Source organism: Paenibacillus sp. FSL F4-0100, from assembly GCF_037993005.1.
In the GTDB taxonomy this organism is placed as follows: Bacteria; Bacillota; Bacilli; order Paenibacillales; family Paenibacillaceae; genus Paenibacillus_AQ.
Map to the genome: position 1 here is coordinate 3368124 of NZ_CP150303.1, position 16008 is coordinate 3384131.

Annotated in this window: 16 protein-coding genes; 11 read left to right on the forward strand and 5 right to left on the reverse strand. The window is 45.4% G+C overall.

The genetic code is table 11. The features are described 5' to 3' along the window. Positions 1 to 72: 72 nt before the first annotated feature. Together MHH48_RS15350 and MHH48_RS15355 are read right to left on the reverse strand one after the other, a co-directional pair. The gene (locus tag MHH48_RS15350; protein WP_076326096.1) at positions 73 to 897 is read right to left on the reverse strand and encodes a TerC family protein; all 825 of its coding nucleotides are present in this window, start codon (positions 895 to 897) and stop codon (positions 73 to 75) included. 264 nt (positions 898 to 1161) lie between these two features. Continuing rightward, positions 1162 to 2085 (reverse strand): DMT family transporter, encoded by a 924-nt coding sequence (locus tag MHH48_RS15355; RefSeq protein ID WP_076326097.1) that lies wholly within the window; start codon positions 2083 to 2085, stop codon positions 1162 to 1164. A 127-nt stretch (positions 2086 to 2212) separates the two neighbouring features. On the opposite strand from MHH48_RS15355, the gene MHH48_RS15360 reads away from it, so the two are divergent. The 3 genes from MHH48_RS15360 (at position 2213) to MHH48_RS15370 (ending at position 4999) form a co-directional block, all read left to right on the forward strand. Next, positions 2213 to 3082 carry a LysR family transcriptional regulator gene (locus MHH48_RS15360; RefSeq protein WP_076326098.1) on the forward strand — a complete coding sequence of 290 codons (870 nt, stop codon included), beginning with the start codon at positions 2213 to 2215 and terminating at the stop codon, positions 3080 to 3082. A 158-nt stretch (positions 3083 to 3240) separates the two neighbouring features. Next, complete coding sequence (locus MHH48_RS15365; RefSeq protein WP_076326099.1) at positions 3241 to 3834, forward strand: RNA polymerase sigma factor; 594 nt, start codon at positions 3241 to 3243, stop codon at positions 3832 to 3834. After that, complete coding sequence (locus MHH48_RS15370) at positions 3800 to 4999, forward strand: DUF4179 domain-containing protein (protein WP_083659834.1); 1200 nt, start codon at positions 3800 to 3802, stop codon at positions 4997 to 4999. The genes MHH48_RS15365 and MHH48_RS15370 overlap by 35 nt, the downstream gene beginning before the upstream one ends. Before the next feature lie 56 nt (positions 5000 to 5055). Here the strand turns inward: MHH48_RS15370 and MHH48_RS15375 are convergent, their stop codons facing one another. After that, positions 5056 to 5676: a flavin reductase family protein gene (locus MHH48_RS15375; RefSeq protein WP_076326100.1), complete on the reverse strand. Its 621-nt coding sequence runs from the start codon at positions 5674 to 5676 to the stop codon at positions 5056 to 5058. Between the two features lie 100 nt (positions 5677 to 5776). On the opposite strand from MHH48_RS15375, the gene MHH48_RS15380 reads away from it, so the two are divergent. Next, positions 5777 to 6466 (forward strand): winged helix-turn-helix domain-containing protein, encoded by a 690-nt coding sequence (locus MHH48_RS15380; protein ID WP_076326101.1) that lies wholly within the window; start codon positions 5777 to 5779, stop codon positions 6464 to 6466. Positions 6467 to 6607: 141 nt separating this feature from the next. Here the strand turns inward: MHH48_RS15380 and MHH48_RS15385 are convergent, their stop codons facing one another. Further along, positions 6608 to 7147, reverse strand: coding sequence for an NAD(P)H-dependent oxidoreductase (locus MHH48_RS15385; protein WP_076326102.1), 540 nt, complete (start codon positions 7145 to 7147; stop codon positions 6608 to 6610). A gap of 306 nt (positions 7148 to 7453) precedes the next feature. Here MHH48_RS15385 and MHH48_RS15390 point away from each other — a divergent pair, with 306 nt between their 5' ends. The 3 genes from MHH48_RS15390 to MHH48_RS15400 all read left to right on the forward strand — a co-directional run bounded on the left by MHH48_RS15390 (position 7454) and on the right by MHH48_RS15400 (position 9423). Continuing rightward, entirely contained in the window at positions 7454 to 8626 is a 1173-nt protein-coding gene (locus tag MHH48_RS15390; RefSeq protein WP_076326103.1) for a GNAT family N-acetyltransferase, read from the forward strand. A 17-nt stretch (positions 8627 to 8643) separates the two neighbouring features. Further along, positions 8644 to 8841, forward strand: coding sequence for a hypothetical protein (locus tag MHH48_RS15395; protein WP_256720834.1), 198 nt, complete (start codon positions 8644 to 8646; stop codon positions 8839 to 8841). A 90-nt stretch (positions 8842 to 8931) separates the two neighbouring features. Further along, positions 8932 to 9423 (forward strand): GNAT family N-acetyltransferase, encoded by a 492-nt coding sequence (locus MHH48_RS15400; RefSeq protein WP_256720835.1) that lies wholly within the window; start codon positions 8932 to 8934, stop codon positions 9421 to 9423. A gap of 1051 nt (positions 9424 to 10474) precedes the next feature. On the opposite strand, the gene MHH48_RS15405 is transcribed toward MHH48_RS15400, so the two are convergent. Beyond that, on the reverse strand, positions 10475 to 11167 hold the full coding sequence (locus MHH48_RS15405) for a DUF421 domain-containing protein (RefSeq protein ID WP_076326104.1): 693 nt from the start codon (positions 11165 to 11167) through the stop codon (positions 10475 to 10477). Positions 11168 to 11386: 219 nt separating this feature from the next. Between MHH48_RS15405 and MHH48_RS15410 the strand changes: the two genes are divergently transcribed. From MHH48_RS15410 to thrS, 4 genes are all read left to right on the forward strand, one after another. Further along, positions 11387 to 12100 carry a glycosyltransferase family A protein gene (locus tag MHH48_RS15410; protein ID WP_256720836.1) on the forward strand — a complete coding sequence of 238 codons (714 nt, stop codon included), beginning with the start codon at positions 11387 to 11389 and terminating at the stop codon, positions 12098 to 12100. Between the two features lie 48 nt (positions 12101 to 12148). Next, entirely contained in the window at positions 12149 to 13114 is a 966-nt protein-coding gene (locus MHH48_RS15415) for a sugar phosphate nucleotidyltransferase (RefSeq protein ID WP_076326106.1), read from the forward strand. 322 nt (positions 13115 to 13436) lie between these two features. Then, on the forward strand, positions 13437 to 13583 hold the full coding sequence (locus MHH48_RS15420; RefSeq protein WP_179090733.1) for a hypothetical protein: 147 nt from the start codon (positions 13437 to 13439) through the stop codon (positions 13581 to 13583). 450 nt (positions 13584 to 14033) lie between these two features. Continuing rightward, on the forward strand, positions 14034 to 15950 hold the full coding sequence (gene thrS / locus MHH48_RS15425; RefSeq protein WP_076326107.1) for a threonine--tRNA ligase: 1917 nt from the start codon (positions 14034 to 14036) through the stop codon (positions 15948 to 15950). Positions 15951 to 16008 lie beyond the last annotated feature (58 nt).

Below are 16008 nucleotides of genomic sequence, written 5' to 3' on the forward strand. Positions count from 1 at the left end.
CAGCAAATCGCCTTGTTCCTGTTGTTGGATCGATTTATGGATTACGTTGTCTTGTTTCATCCGAAACAGGATTTACCCTTGAAGCGTTTTTCCAGGCTGCTGATCTTCCACTTCCTTGATTGCATTGTCCTCGTCTTGTACCTTCTCTTTCGATGAACTAAACCATCCGATAACGGCAATCAGCACAAGAACAATATAGAAGGATGCCTTCCAGATCGTGCTCTCCGGGAAGTGATGGTCGATAAGGGCAACATCGGGATGCGCAAGGGTGATGACTGCAAGTTTGACCCCAACCCAACCGACAATGAGGAATGCCGCCACTTCAAGTCCGGGGCGCTGCTGCAGCAGCTTCACGAAGTAGGATGCCGCGAAACGCATGATGATCAGACCAATGAATCCTCCCAGGAAGATGACGATAAATTGACCTCCGTCCAAGCCGCCGATGTTCGCCAGACCGCTTGGAGGCAGTGCCACAGCCAGCGCTACGGCTGCAAGTATCGAGTCTACGGCAAATGCGATGTCTGCAACTTCCACTTTGAAGACGGTCATCCAGAAGCCGGATTGCTTCTTGGGTTTGTCGGGTTTCGGCTTGGCGTCTTCCGTCGGTTTCTTGCCTTTGATCACGTGTTTCAATGTGTGATTGATCGAAATGTAGAGAAGATAAAGTGCGCCAATGGCTTGTACCTGCCATACGTCCACCAGGAACGAGATTAAGAACAGTGATCCGATGCGGAAGACAAACGCTCCGAGCAACCCGTAAAATAAAGCCTTTTTACGCTGTTCCTCGGGTAAATGTTTTACCATAATGGCAAGGACCAGCGCATTATCTGCTGCAAGCAACCCTTCCAGTGCGATGAGCACCAACAGTACCCATCCATACTCCAACAAAAGCTCCATACCAGTTCCTCCTAGTTTTGTAGTATTGAAGGCACAAAAAGACCTCCACCGGCAGGTGAAGGCCCTTTATAATCCAAAAGAGACCTTCACCACAGAGTGTGGTAAAGGTCTCGCAAACAACGTATCGTTGCCAACAAAGCCGGGGAACTTTCCCGTAATGACGACTTTGTTGTGTCAGCTACTCCCCTTTAATCACGTTCCTGCATAACTGATATCGTCATCAGTTAAGCCGTGATATAAAGATATAAATTTTTGGGGCATAAGTCAAGCTTTTTTGCTTGAATTCAGCAGAATACGACTCCATCGGAACGGTCTATTCTTGATGGTAGAGCGTCTCCTCGCTTTTACATTAACGCTTGATAAAACCACGCTAAGGAACACAAGGACAGCGCCCCAATATTGATTGGAATTCATGATCTCGTGAGCAAACCAGAATCCGACCAGTGCCGCGAATACAGGTTCCAGGGAGAACACAAGTCCCGTCCGGGTAGCCGTGGTATATTTTTGGGCGATCATCTGGAAGATGAACCCGACCGCGGTGCATACAACGCTAAGAACAAGAACGGCAATCCATGAGTGGGTCGTGCTTGGCCATACTGGAGTTTCAAAGAGTAGAGACGAGATGTACGCATACAATCCCGTGAACCCAAGCTGCAGGATGCCGAGGCTTAGCGTATCGACCTTCTGCGCGGCAGTGCTTACCATATTAATATGAAGCGCATAACATAATGCCGCCGCTATGCAGAACAGATCACCGATCTTAAATGTAAAAGGAAGCTGGATGGTCAACAGCGCAATGCCGGTTAAGGCTAGCAAAATACTGACAATCACTTTGTTCTCTATTTTTTTCTTAAATAGAAACGTATGTAATAAAGGGACAAATACCACCGTTAAACTGACCAGAAATCCGGCATTGGATGTTGTCGTGGTCTTAAGACCGAAGGTAAGCGCGGTGAACATGATAAATAATATAAAGCCTAGGAGCATGGCATACCGAATCGTCTTTACGTTAACCTGGCGCAAGCGGGGGAAGAAAATCACTCCTGCGAGTATAAAGGCCAATCCGAAGCGTAGGGCTATCAAATTAAACTCTCCTAGCGAATCCAGTCCCACTTTCATAAAAAGATAGGACGAGCCCCAACAAATGGTGATGAACAAAATCATAAGATCGGCCTTCAGCGGTTTCAAGTTCTTTTTCCTCCTTCTAGTGATTGAACAAAATCAGTATACTCACGTACAATAGACAAGTAAAACGAATGTTTCTAATAATAAATATGAGTAAAATTCATGTATGAAATGATCAGGAGGATTTCCCATGAGTATAAATAAATTCAAAGTATTATTGAAGGTAGTCGAGCTCGGCAGCTTAACCAAAGCCGCCGAAGTTATGGGATTTACACAGTCCGGTGTCAGTCACATGATCAACAGCCTGGAAGATGAGTTTGGTTTCTCATTGCTGATACGGAATCGTTCAGGAGCGAAGCTGACGACCAATGGCGAGGAGATTCTGAAGACGTTACGTGAAATCCTGAAGTGGAACGAACATTTGGAGCAGCAGGTGGCTTCCATTCATGGTATCGAGCTGGGTACCATTCATATCGGTACCTTTACGAGTGTCGGTGTTCACTGGCTGCCGGGGATTATTCAGGATTTCCAGCGGGATTATCCCCATATCGACATTCGATTGGTTGAAGGAGATTACCGGGAAATTGAGGATTGGATCGCGGAGGGCAAGATTGATTGCGGCTTCCTGTCACTTCCAACTTCGGATATATTCGATGCGATTCTCCTGCACCAAGACCCAATGCTTGTATTGCTGCCAATGGAACATCCGCTCAGTTCGGAGGACTCTATAACATTGTCCCAGATTGAGAATGAACCGTTTATTATGCCCAGCCAAGGTTCCGATTATGATGTGAACCGGATGCTGGAGAAGGCCCGGATCAAGCCGGATATCAAATATACACTTGGTGACGATTATGCCATTATGGCCATGGTGGAGAAAGGCCTTGGCATTAGCATTCTTCCTGAACTTGTGCTGCGAGGGCAGCAGCGAAATATACGGTTGATCGAATTGAAGGAGAAGAGCTTCAGATCGCTCGGCATTGCCGTAAACTCCATGCGAGAAATATCTCCAGCTACGAAGCGATTCTTGAATTATGTTAAGAGTTATCCCAAGCTGTAGCTGCTAAACGGACGCTAAATGAAGCTCATACCCAGCATCTAGGCTCTATTACAAGGCAAGAGCTTCGTTCATGTTATTTCACTACATAAAACAATTCGTGTCACAAAATCGCTTGTTGGGATTGTTATATAGGTAAACAAAGAAGGAGGTGAGCTCGCTTGCAGCCAACCATCCCCGGGGAAGCGGAAGGAAAGAGAGAAGCCATTGAAGCGGTTGTAGAACAAGTCAAAGCAGGAGACAAACAAGCATACCAAGCGATCATCATCCAGTTTGAGCGGCAGATGTACACGTACTGCTACTATATTCTTAAAAATCATGCGGAGACCGAAGATGCGGTACAAGAGATTTTTATTCGTGCCTATGAACATCTTCATCAGTACAAGAGACAAGTGTCTTTCTCCGCCTGGTTGTATAAAATGGCCTATCATCATTTGATCAATATTAAAAAGAAGCAGAGCCGCTTTCTTAACCTGATCGAGCATTACAAGGAACAGCAGCCGGTTGTGCAAATATCTCAGCACGAGCCGGTTGTGTACGAGCTGTTAACATATCTTACATCAGAAGAACGACACATATTGCTGCTGAAGGCGGTTGAACAGTATACCTTTGAGGAAATCAGCGACATTATGGGAATCAAATCAGCAACGATACGAAAGAAGTATGAACGGTTACGACATAAACTGATGGACCGAATAAGCCAAAAAGGAGAGGTGGCACGTGGGACAATCGCCGAAACAAACGGAATTCGCTGAAATGAATGCACTAGAAGAAATGATTCGTGAATCGACTTTACCGAAGAATAGCATGAGCTATCAAATTATGAACAGGATTGGAGAACGTGAAATGACAAGGACAAGAACATCATCCAAACGAAGACCGAATGTTTTAAAAAGAACAATACTCGTTGCATCCGCAGCAGCTGTGCTGGGAGGAAGCGTAATCGGGTCAGGATTTGTATCGCCGGTCATGGCAGCAACCTTGAAGCAAATCCCAGTGCTCGGCGTGTTATTCGAAGGAACCAGCGAAGATGCAGTTAAAGCCGCTATAGAGCAAGGGATTCTATCCGAACCTAACTTGAGCGTAACTCACGATGGCGTGACGTTGAAGGTAGCTGACCTTCTATATGATGGAACCCGGTTGTCCTTTATACTGGAGCGTGAGGGAGTGGATTTACCGAGTACAGCTTCTCCGTATTTTAGCGAAGATGCTAAATTCATCAGTAATCCCGATAGCGAGTATGTTAAGTCGAGGACAGTAGCTAAGGAAGATCAGGAAAAAGGCTATATCGAAATGCCGCGAATTCTGGTAGACGGACAAGAAGTGGCGATGGGTGAGGGCAACTTCGGAGACTATCCTAAACAGGACAATGCCTATATCGTTGAGCTTACCAAGGGTTTGAATTTGCCTGATCAATTCGAGCTGACCATTCAGGCCAACGTAACTCAAGTGAATGAAACCTTTGAATTCAAGGTCCCTGTGAACGTCACTAATAAATCGGTTGTCGTGAAGCCGGAGCAGGCTACGAAATCGGATGGACAATTCAGTTATACCGTCAAGCAATTGGATATTTCACCGGTATCGACCCGCCTGGTTCTGGATAGTAAAGGCGAGGTGCCGGCTTCTGCAGAGCAAACAGGCGATTATAGCGCCAGCATGGTATATTACGAACTTGTGGATGATCAAGGGAATGTGCTGAATCCTCGAAAGTTTGAATACTTTAACAGCAAGCCCGAGACTGAATATCATATCGATCAATTGTTCAGTCCTGTAAACGGAACTCCGAAATCCATAACGATAAAGCCGTTTACCCTGACCGTAAACAACAAGGATTGGAGCGTTGTCGGTCAAGGGAAGGACAGCAACGGGGATAAAACATATCTGAAGGATCTGGAAATGACCATTCCGGTTCAACCATAACAACGAGTGTAAGTATAGGAGAGGCCCGCATAGCTGCGGGCCTCTCTTTCATATGGTTACGTTTCGGCCCGAAATGTTTTGCCTAACGGATTGCCAAGGCCATAATAATGCCGAAAATTATAGATTAGCGGACTCCATTTGGCGGGATCAATGTGATGTTCATTCAAGATGATATTGTTATGGGCGTGTACATGGATCGCCTGTGTTTCGACCATGGCAAACATGGAAGAATAGTCGGGAATCCGAATGTTTTTCACGGTAGCCTCGATTTGAATGGGACACTCCATGATGCGCGTAGGTTTTACAGTGACGGAATCCGCAGGAGTTAACCCACTTATCGCATACTTATCTTTTTCATATGTAAAACCGTTCTTTATCTTATCATCCGGAACCGGATATTTTCCGGTATGAGGGGCTAATTGCTCAACATTCTCCCACAAGGAAGGGTCGGGAATGTTGATGACACATTCAGGATGCCTTTCCAAGTTCTCTATCGCTTTACCCCCGAGTCCGATTCCTAAAATAATATATTCCCCGAGCGCCCATGAAGAGGATATGGGACTAATATTTACGGTATCATCTTCATTTAGCGTATTGAGTAAAATAACCGGAGTTCCATAGTAAAGAATTTTCGGTTTAATGATGTCCGTGCCGATCATGCCAGTAATTTCCTTCATAAAAAGATTCCTCCCAAATGATCTGTTCTATCCAAAATCATTGTAAAATAGAAAAGATTCGATGCTCATCGAAATGTGGATTACATGAGGAGGGATGTAGATGTATGCGAATCCAAATGCAGCCTTGGTAGCATCACTCGTTAGTGAGGCATCGAGAGCGGCCATATTAACCGTCTTATTGGATGGGCGCTATCACCCGGCAAGCGAGCTGGCGTACATGGCAAAAATTAAACCGCAAACGGCCAGCTTCCATTTATCGAAAATGGTAGCCGCGAATCTGGTCACCGTCGAACAACAGGGAAGACATCGTTATTACGGAATACAGGATCAAGAGGTTGCCCAGGTCATGGAGACACTTCTATCCATAACGCCTCCTGTCGAAATAAGATCATTAAACCAAGCCAGGGAGACTGAAGCCATACGTCAGGCAAGGACTTGCTACGATCATCTTGCGGGGAATTTGGGAATCCAATTGACAAATTCGCTGCTCAGCGCAGGGGTCATATCCGAAGTGGAAGATCAATATATGGTTACAGAAAAAGGGGAGAACTTCTTCAAGGAATTTCAGATTGATCTGAGTCGTGTTAAGCGCCAACGCCGCTCTTTCGCACATCGATGCCTGGATTGGAGTGAAAGACGCCATCACCTGGCCGGAGCATTGGGCCATGCCCTGCTAGAAAGGTTACTCGAGTTACATTGGATACAACGCGTTCCAAGAACAAGAGCCATACAAATTACGCCTGAAGGCAAGAAGGGATTAAAAGAAACATTCCATATTGATATGGAGTAGGAACGGGACTTAGGTATAGGACTGATGGTGTTGATCGACGATGCAGATATACTTATGGATGCAGAAAAATGGATGCAAAAAAATAAAAAGGACTGTCCTCACTTCATCAGAAGATGAAGGGGACAGTCCTTGAATTAGAGATTAACGCAGTGTTTTCAATGCTCCGCTCCATGCAAGCACTTGGTCAAGCATGCCATTCAGGTTGACGAGATGAAGATCAGCCGGTTTGAACACGGAGCCACTCTCAAAATCAGTAAATAACGACAGGGCTGGGTGTACGCGAACATCCGCTACGGAGAGCTCGCCTAGGATTCCACGCAAATGTTCGGCAGCGCGAGCGCCGCCAACAGAACCATAACTCACGATACCTGCAGCTTTATTGTTCCATGGCTCACGAGCAAAATCGAGTGCATTTTTCAAAGAGGCAGAAATACTGTGGTTGTATTCTTGTACGATGAATACAAAGCCGTCAAGACTATTCAGCTTATTGTTCCAAGCGGTTGCTTGCTCTGTAGCATCAGCCTCGCCCAAAAGCGGAAGCTTGTAATCAGCGATGTCAACGATTTCGTAGTTTGCATCTCCGCGCTCATCGGCGATACGCTTAACCCATTCACCTACTTGTGGGCTCAAACGGCCTTGACGTGTGCTGCCTAAAATGATACCGATATTCAATTTGGACATTGTTGTTACCTCCTGATTATTTTGAATTTATTTTTATCTCGATGTGTTTGTTATTTTGCATGAGCTAATCATAATCTCAGGGGGTTAACTTTGTCAAGTAGCTTACAAAAAGTTTGTGATGTATATTGAGTTTTTTTGTATCCAATGTACGGTTGGATTTGTGCCTGACTCTGACGGTATTTTGTATCCCTAGAGGCAGCAGCAATGTTATACTGATCTTAATGCCCTGGAACAAAAATTCTGTGTCAAGAAAAATGGTAATTCAACAGCAAAAGTACATATAAAGATTGGTGAGGTGAAGCAAGTATGGAACTTAGACAATTAAGAGCCGACGAGTTTGAGATCAGTACAAAATTATCCGAATACGCCTTTCAATATACGCTAACACCGGAGCAGCGAGAGTCCAGTCAAAAGCATTTTAAACCTGAACATTTCTGGGGGATTTTTGATGGAGAAGAGCTGCAAGCGAAACTGACCATCATCCCGCTGCAAGTTTATATGCATGGAAACATATTCGATATGGGCGGTATTGCCGGCGTGGCAACATGGCCGGAGAACCGCAGACAGGGACATGTATCTACATTGCTCAAACATGCATTGCAAGAAATGAAGAGCAAAGGCCAGACCCTTTCCTTCCTGCATCCGTTTTCGATTCCGTTCTATCGTAAATTTGGCTGGGAACTTTACGCGGAATTTAAAAAGTACATCATTCCGGTACCTAAATTCCCACGTAAGGTGGAAGTGCCTGGCCGCATTGTCAGAGGCGTAACCGATATTCCTACACTAGACGGCATGTATCAAGCATATGCTAGCCGCTATAACGGTACGCTTGTGCGGGATGAAGCATGGTGGACAAGATCCGTGCTGCAGGGTGACAGTCATAGCGTTGTTTATTATTCAGCTAAAGGCAAACCGACAGGCTACGCGTTATATGAGCTCAAAGACAAAGATCTCGTGTGCGACGAATTTGTGTACCTGGATGAAGAAGCCCGAAGCGCACTCTGGACCTTTTTTGGGAACCATGATTCCAGAATTGAGCAGGTTACGATGACGATGGTGCCTGGAGATGATCAGCTGCCATTTATGCTGCCGGATCCACGCGTTACCCAGGAAGTGGTCCCATACTTCATGGCCCGCATCGTGGATTTGAAATCCTTTGTGGAGCAGTACGCTTTTGAAGCGCATCGGGAAGCCGTGATGACTATCGAGGTGGAAGATTCCGCTGCACCTTGGAATGCAGGCCGATGGAGTTTGTCGGTTAATCAAGAGGGGAAAGCGGAGCTGTCGGAGCTTCCGTCCGATCATGGGGAGCAGGCTGATCTGTCGACCGATATTCAGACGTTGTCGGCACTGTTTGCGGGATACAAAAGACCGCAGGCGCTGCATGCCATTCACCGTCTGACCGGAAACCCCAAGGCTATAACACAATTGGAGTCGATGATTCCCGCCGGTCAAACCTACCTCATGGATTTCTTTTGAGAAAGGGAGAAGGCTTGTTGACTCGCAGACTTTTGCCTGAAGAGCTGGGGAGCCTCTTGGATACGATCAACAGAGATCAGCATTTCTTATATTATTCCTACCTTACGTGCCGGAAGAATCAGACCGTTCATTATGGGCAGTTCTCAGAACATGGAGAGCTGCTGGGTGTTACGGCTTTTCTGAAAGGATTGCCTTTCTATGCCTTTTCGGTGTAGCCTCTTCAGACATCATTTCGATTTCAGTCCGTGCTGTCCCGAATGAAACGAGATCTGGAATTACCCGATGGGGCAATGGGGAGCTTTATCGTGAATGAGGATGAATGGGAGGTTCTTAATTCTGCGATTGATGTGATGAAACCTCCCGCAGGTATCCTACTCATGAAGCATCGGCATCTTGAAGATTTGCCGTTAGTGGATGACGAGGTGTTTCGTTTAGACCCCTCATACTTTGATATGGTCGAGTCGAAAATGGTTGAATTCCATTCGATGGCTTTTGCAAGGGAAGAGCTTCAAAACCCCTTCTATGGGGTTGTTCAGAATCAGGAGCTCATCGCTCTCGGCGGATACCATATCTATAGCGATGATTATGTTGAGCTTGGGAATATTGGCACGGATGCTGCGTGGAGAAGACAGGGGTACGGCAAAAAGGTATGCGCGGAATTGACCCGTAAGGGGCGTGCAATCACTCCCCATGTGTATCTGAATGTGCTGGAGAAGAACGTAAACGCGATACGTTTATATCAGTCTCTGGGATATGTTACGGTGTGCAAACAGTGCATCGTTGAATTCGCTTTGTAGATAGAAGCAAGGAAAAGAAGCCTGACCAATCAGGCTTCTTTCGTATGATTAGGTCAACCAGAAACAGCTGGTTGGCCTTACTTTGTATTTGCTTTAAATGGTCGATATCCGGTATAACGAGGGGCTTCTAGCGGAACCGACCCGAAACAAAACTGTTCTCCCACTACAGTCCCGTGAGTTTCTCTCCGTTTGTACGATTTTTGGTACAAATCTCTTACAGCCACTGGCATTTGGATCTCGTTTGTACGATTTTTCATACAATTGTTCTATTACGGCTCCCCTTCGTGCCCGTTTTGTGCGTTTTTTCGTACAAATCTCTTGAAACAGCTAGCATTAGACTCTCTGTTGTACGATTTTTCGTACAAATGTTCTATAACGGAACCCTTTCCTGCCGATTTTGTACGATCTTTCGTACAACTTCGTCGGTGGTACCTCTTAACCCACAGATTGTAAGTTGTTCCGCACAATTTTATGTTGGACTAAATGACGCACACATGTTGGTGATCATAACGCAGAATTCAAGTCTATTATAAGTCGATTACTATAGTGAATATAGCGAAAAAGAGTGGAGTAAGCTTTATTTACGCACTAAACCAATTCGAGCAATATCTTGTTGACGCGTTGCAAAACAAGAAACCAGAAGAGGTTATGAATTCACTGATTAATGGCAACGACAGGTTAAAACGTTCTATTAACTCTTTTATGATTTTTTAAAACTCTTTGAAAAAACAGAACTAAATAGTCAGTACATCGATCTAACTCTAGAAAAGATCGATGAAGCTACGTTTCCGGATTTCCTCTCAGATTGTTTCGAGAGACAGGAATATAGCCCGTTAGAAGTCGCTTATATTGCACTTTTCGTATGATTAGGCCAACCCAAAATAGCTGCTTAGCCTATTTTGTAGCTAGCTTCGAGGGGCGTTACAACCTGTTTTCCAAAACGACGTTCCGTGCGCTTGCGGGTAGCCTACGGGGCGAAACTGAGTCAGAAAATCTGGAGAAGAGACAGGAAGGTCTCATGCAAAATCAAGGTGGGATAACCTATATAAGATCACTCGAGAACCTCCCTTTTGGGAAAAATATACAACTTACCGTTATCTCCATACTCCGCATAAGCAATATCCTCCAAGGAGTCAAAACCTTGTTCCCGGGCTTTCGATTTGATCTCGCTATGATCAATGGGTTTGCCGAGCATCGATTCCTCGAGCAGCTTTCCCTTGTCGATGACCGTTACCGTAAAGGTGTCCGCCTTGGCTTCCATACCTATATCCTGGGCTGAAGGCGGTTCGTATTCGGGTTTACGCATGACGGACAGCGATCCGTCCGTTTCCAGAATGGCGTATTTGACTTCAGTTAACGAGTAAATGCTTTGTCGTCTCAGCATGGATAACAGCTGTTTATATTCCATATCGTATTTGTTCAACATTTTTTGGTTGAGCTTTCCGTTATCGATCAGAAGGACCGCCCGGCCTTCCGTTAAATATCCGAACTTAACAAAGCGGGTGGTTGCCTTCTCGAAGAGGTAAGACATCGTCGTCCAGAGCGCAAGAGCGAATAACAAATGATATATGTTTACCTTATCATCGTAGAGGCTTGCCCCGACGATTTCACTCAGAATTAAGGAAGATAAGAAGTCAAGCGGTGTAAGCTGGCTGATGGTTTTTCTCCCCGTAACAAAAGTGATAATCCATAACCCAAAAAAGCTGATGACCAGTTTAACCCCTAAATCCATATACATGTCCATGGGTCAGCCTCCTTGAATGGCAATATAATATGCTAAGATATTAAACGTTTTGGCTTCAAGCAGAAACAAGGCAGATTCATCCGGTCATTTCGAGATGGTGCCGTTTAAAGCCTATCAACATGAGACTTAGAGAATCTTTCTGTTTCTATCATATAGCCTACACTCTAAGATTGTCTGATTCATATAATAAAGGACGACTGGACAGAGAGGGGTAGGATCTTGGGCAAAAAAGCAGCGGCAGATGGCGTTTCGATCATCGTTTGCACCAATCGGCCACAATTTTTTGAGCAAGCGATTGATAATTACAGGAGACAGAACTACAAGAATAAAGAGCTTATTATCATTCTGAATAAGGATTGCATGGATTTGAAGAAATATCGGGACAAAACCCGGGCTTACGAGAATGTCAAGGTGTATAAAGTACCTGAGAGAATATCGTTAGGAAAGTGTTTGAATTTTGGTTTTAAAAAGGCCAAATACCCTTATCTTGCAAAGTTTGACGATGATGATTACTACTCACCGTTTTACTTGAAAGAGCAAATTAAACAGCTTAATCGTACGAAGAGTGATATTGTCGGAAAACATTCATGTTTGGTATATCTAACAGCCACCAAGCAGCTGATCATACGTTCTCCTCATGAGAAGAATAAATATGTGGAGTTTGTACAGGGAGGAACGATTTTATTTAAGAGGCATGTGATGGATAAAGTCCGCTTCTCGGATCGCTCGATCGGTGAGGATGTGGCCTTCTTAAGACAGAGCAGGATGAAAGGCTACAGGGCTTATGCGACATCCCCGTATAATTATGTATACGTAAGAAGAAAAAATAAACAGAGTCACACCTGGAGAGCTAATGACGCCTTTTACCTGAGAGGGAGCAAGCCGGTAGGATTCACTGAAAATTACCGTCTAATCGCTGATCGGGATCTGTAAAGATGTGTGTCTATTGTGGGTGTGAATCTTGGAAGAGGAGGGAGCGCTTTGAAAGGACTTATTCTATGTGCGGGCAAAGGATCGCGTTTGTATCCATTCACTCGCTCCTACCCTAAATCTTTGCTTCCCGTAGCCAACGCCCCGTTGCTGCACGCCTGCATAGACAAATTAGTGGAACAACAGATTACTGAGATTGGGATTGTCATCCATCCCTCGCAAGAAACACTTATTAGAGCCAGTTTGGAGTATGTGAAACGATGGAATGCGGATTTTACGTATATCTTCCAATATGAGCCAAAAGGGATCGCGAATGCGGTATTATTGGCACAGTCCTTTATCGGTAATCATTCATTCATTATGCTGCTAGGGGATAACCTCATATCCATCTCGTTGTCTGAGCTGAGAGAGCGTGCAGAAGCCGAGGGAAACCATGCCACCCTACTGCTTGGAGAAGTCGATACACCCCAGGATTACGGGATTGCCGAGGTTAAGGATAACCGGATTGTTAGGCTGGAGGAAAAGCCACAGGCACCGAAATCCAATCAAGCGGTGCTGGGGGCTTATGTTTTCACGCCTACCCTATTTGAAGCTGCCCGGAAGATTAAGGCATCGGCCAGAGGCGAATATGAGATTACCGATGCTATTCAGTGGTTAATAGAGAGAGGTTATCAGGTATCGTATGCCGTAGCGGACAAACCCAATATCGATGTCGGAACCGTACCGAGATGGCTGGAAGCTAACCGTGTAACCCTTCAAGCGAGACGGACAAGTGATATTCACCCTTCTGTAGTCCTTGAAAACTGTACACTTATCGAACCCGTATCAATTGCTGAGGGTACAATTCTGAAGGATTGCACGATAGGTCCTTACGTATCGATCGGCGCAAGCTCCTTCGTTGAGAATTGCCATCTGGAGAATTGTGTCGTTATGGGTCAGGTACATTTAAAGCAACTTCTACAGCCGCTGGAAAATACGGTGATCGGGCATGGGTCTGTCTTATTAGGCGTGAGATGAACATGATAGTTTAAAAGCAGCCGACTGTCAGCAGTTACAACATGCTGATAGTCGGCTCTCTACCTAAATAGAGTAATGAAGAACACATGTTTAATATGATCATAGAATAGCAGTCCTCCAATACCAATACCAAACAAGAATAATACTAAGCAGAATATGTATGAGACCGGAGCAAATTCCGTTAACCCCTCCCACGATCCCCATAAACCTTACTTTTTTACGTTAACCCCTTGAAAGTGACGCGACGTCATCTTGTAAGATGTATTTTGTGATAGAAAATTACGATCTATGTCATAAATACATACAGAGGGAGATGGACGGAATGAATAAGGGAGATGTCATTATTTACGCTTGCGTCATCATCGGGGCGGGTATTGGTTTAGCGCTAGGAAGTGCGTTTCCAGGAGTTCTGGTCGGTTTAGGTGTTGGATATCTGATTAAAATATCTATGAACAATGAAGAAAAGTGACCATGATAGAGATGCTGACATGGGATGTATTGGGAGACTGAAAGTTATCCATATTACATGGATCTGTCAGTCAGATTCTGTTTGACAATTAGAAAAAACTGACTTATAGTCTTTACTATCAGCAACCATCAAAGACATGATTCTTGAAACGACCTGCCCAGAGAGGGAAGCGATTGGTGAAAGCTTCCTCCGTGCTTGCTTCTTGAATTACCCCTTTGTAGCTGTGTTTTTGAACCCTGATCGGTCGTTTGACTATCGAGATATGGAACTAGAAAACACCGAGTCATCCCCGTTATCGGATGTCTGAATGAGGATCGAAAAGAGCACGCTGGCCGTATGAGCGGATGCAACTTCCGATCAAATTAGGGTGGAACCACGAGCTGAACGCACTCGTCCCTTAGGGATCGAGTGCTTTTTTGCGTTCAAACAAAATTTGATGGAGGGATAACAATGTCAATTGTAGTAACGCTGCCGGACGGAAGCCAAAAGGAGTATCCCGCACAAACGACGATGAGCCAAATCGCGGAATCCATTCATTCAGGTTTGAGGAAACAGGCTGTTGCAGCCAAAGTGAATGAGAAACTCGTGGATATGGATTATGAGCTGCGTCAAGATGCGGAAGTAAGTATCATAACGCTGGATTCAGAGGATGGATTATACGTGTATCGGCACAGCGCGGCTCATCTGATGGCCCAGGCCGTTAAACGGATCTATGGCAGGAAGTCCGTCCATTTTGGGGTAGGACCTGTCATTGAGGATGGTTTTTATTACGATATGGATCTGGGGCATTCGATTACAACCGATGACTTGATTGCCATTGAGCGAGAAATGCAGAAGATCGTTCAGGAAGACCTGCCGATTATTCGCAGGGAGGTTGGTCGTCAGGAGGCCGAACGTATTTTCAAAGATGACCCATACAAGATGGAGCTGATCCGTGAATTGCCGGAGGACGAGGTCATTTCGGTGTATGAGCAGGGGGAGTTCGTTGATTTATGCAGGGGCCCGCATCTTCCTTCAACGGGCAGAATCAAGGCATTCAAATTAATGAGTGTGGCGGGTGCTTATTGGCGGGGGAACTCGGACAATAAAATGCTGCAACGAATATACGGAACAGCGTTTCCGAAAAAGTCGCAGCTCGAGGAGCATCTATTGCTGCTGGAAGAGGCCAAGAAACGGGATCATCGGAAGCTGGGAAAAGAGCTGGGGCTCTTTATGTTCTCTGAGGAAGCGCCCGGCATGCCTTTCTTTTTGCCAAACGGGATGATCATCCGCAATGAGCTGGAGCAATTTGCAAGAGAACTTCAATTCCATAGCGATTATGATGAAGTGCGCACGCCGCTGATGATGAACAAGCGGCTGTGGGAAATGTCCGGTCATTGGGATCACTACAAAGACAATATGTATTTCACGCAAGTGGACGAGACAGAGTATGCGCTAAAGCCGATGAACTGTCCAGGGCATATGTTAGTCTACAAAAATTCGCTGCACTCCTACAGAGAGCTGCCCATTCGTATTTCCGAATTTGGTCAGGTGCACCGCCATGAGTTCTCAGGCGCGCTTAACGGCATGATGCGGGTGCGCACGTTTTGTCAGGATGATGCGCATATTTTTGTGAGACCTGATCAGATCCAGGAAGAAATCAAGCAGGTTATTAATTTTATCAGCCAGGTTTATCAAATTTTTGGCTTTGATTATACAATCGAGTTATCGACAAGACCTGAAGATTCTATGGGCTCTGAAGAATTGTGGGAGCAGGCGGAGTCATCGCTCCAGCAGGTGCTGGATCAACTAGGGCTGCCGTACCGAATTAATGAAGGGGATGGCGCGTTTTATGGACCGAAAATCGATTTTCATATCTTGGATTCCTTAAAGCGAAGCTGGCAATGCGGCACCATCCAACTGGATTTCCAATTCCCTGAAAAATTCGATCTTTCGTATATCGGAGAGGATAACCAGAAGCATCGGCCGGTTGTTATTCACCGGGCGGTATTTGGATCCATCGAGCGATTTATCGGGATTCTTACAGAGCATTACGGTGGGGCTTTCCCGATGTGGCTCTCTCCCGTACAGGTTATGATCATTCCGGTGTCAGATCACTATATCGATTACTCGTTAAAGGTGAAGAAACGTCTGGAGAATGCTGGAATTCGGGTGAACGTCGATGTAAGAAATGAAAAGCTGGGTTATAAAATCCGTGAAGCGGGTCTGTTGAAAACGCCTTACACGCTGGTTCTTGGCGAGAAGGAAATGAACTCCGATTACGTATCGGTCCGTAAACGGGGCGAGGGCGAACTTGGTGAGAGTGCCCTAGATGATGTGATCGCAAGGCTTCGGAAAGAGATCGAGTCCAGAGGATATGAATCCTAAGATCAAACCCTGTTTCTAATTTCTGTTGAATGACAATGGGTTGTCTTCAAGAGGTTTG

What these genes read in the sequence shown, in the direction of transcription:
- MHH48_RS15350 (WP_076326096.1), bottom strand. Translation starts at nt 897, where the DNA reads ATGGAGCTTTTGTTGGAGTATGGATGGGTACTGTTGGTGCTCATCGCA.
- MHH48_RS15360 (WP_076326098.1), top strand. Translation starts at nt 2,213, where the DNA reads ATGAGTATAAATAAATTCAAAGTATTATTGAAGGTAGTCGAGCTCGGC.
- MHH48_RS15420 (WP_179090733.1), top strand. Translation starts at nt 13,437, where the DNA reads ATGAATAAGGGAGATGTCATTATTTACGCTTGCGTCATCATCGGGGCG.
- MHH48_RS15390 (WP_076326103.1), top strand. Translation starts at nt 7,454, where the DNA reads ATGGAACTTAGACAATTAAGAGCCGACGAGTTTGAGATCAGTACAAAA.
- thrS (WP_076326107.1), top strand. Translation starts at nt 14,034, where the DNA reads ATGTCAATTGTAGTAACGCTGCCGGACGGAAGCCAAAAGGAGTATCCC.
- MHH48_RS15380 (WP_076326101.1), top strand. Translation starts at nt 5,777, where the DNA reads ATGTATGCGAATCCAAATGCAGCCTTGGTAGCATCACTCGTTAGTGAG.
- MHH48_RS15375 (WP_076326100.1), bottom strand. Translation starts at nt 5,676, where the DNA reads ATGAAGGAAATTACTGGCATGATCGGCACGGACATCATTAAACCGAAA.
- MHH48_RS15405 (WP_076326104.1), bottom strand. Translation starts at nt 11,167, where the DNA reads ATGGACATGTATATGGATTTAGGGGTTAAACTGGTCATCAGCTTTTTT.
- MHH48_RS15385 (WP_076326102.1), bottom strand. Translation starts at nt 7,147, where the DNA reads ATGTCCAAATTGAATATCGGTATCATTTTAGGCAGCACACGTCAAGGC.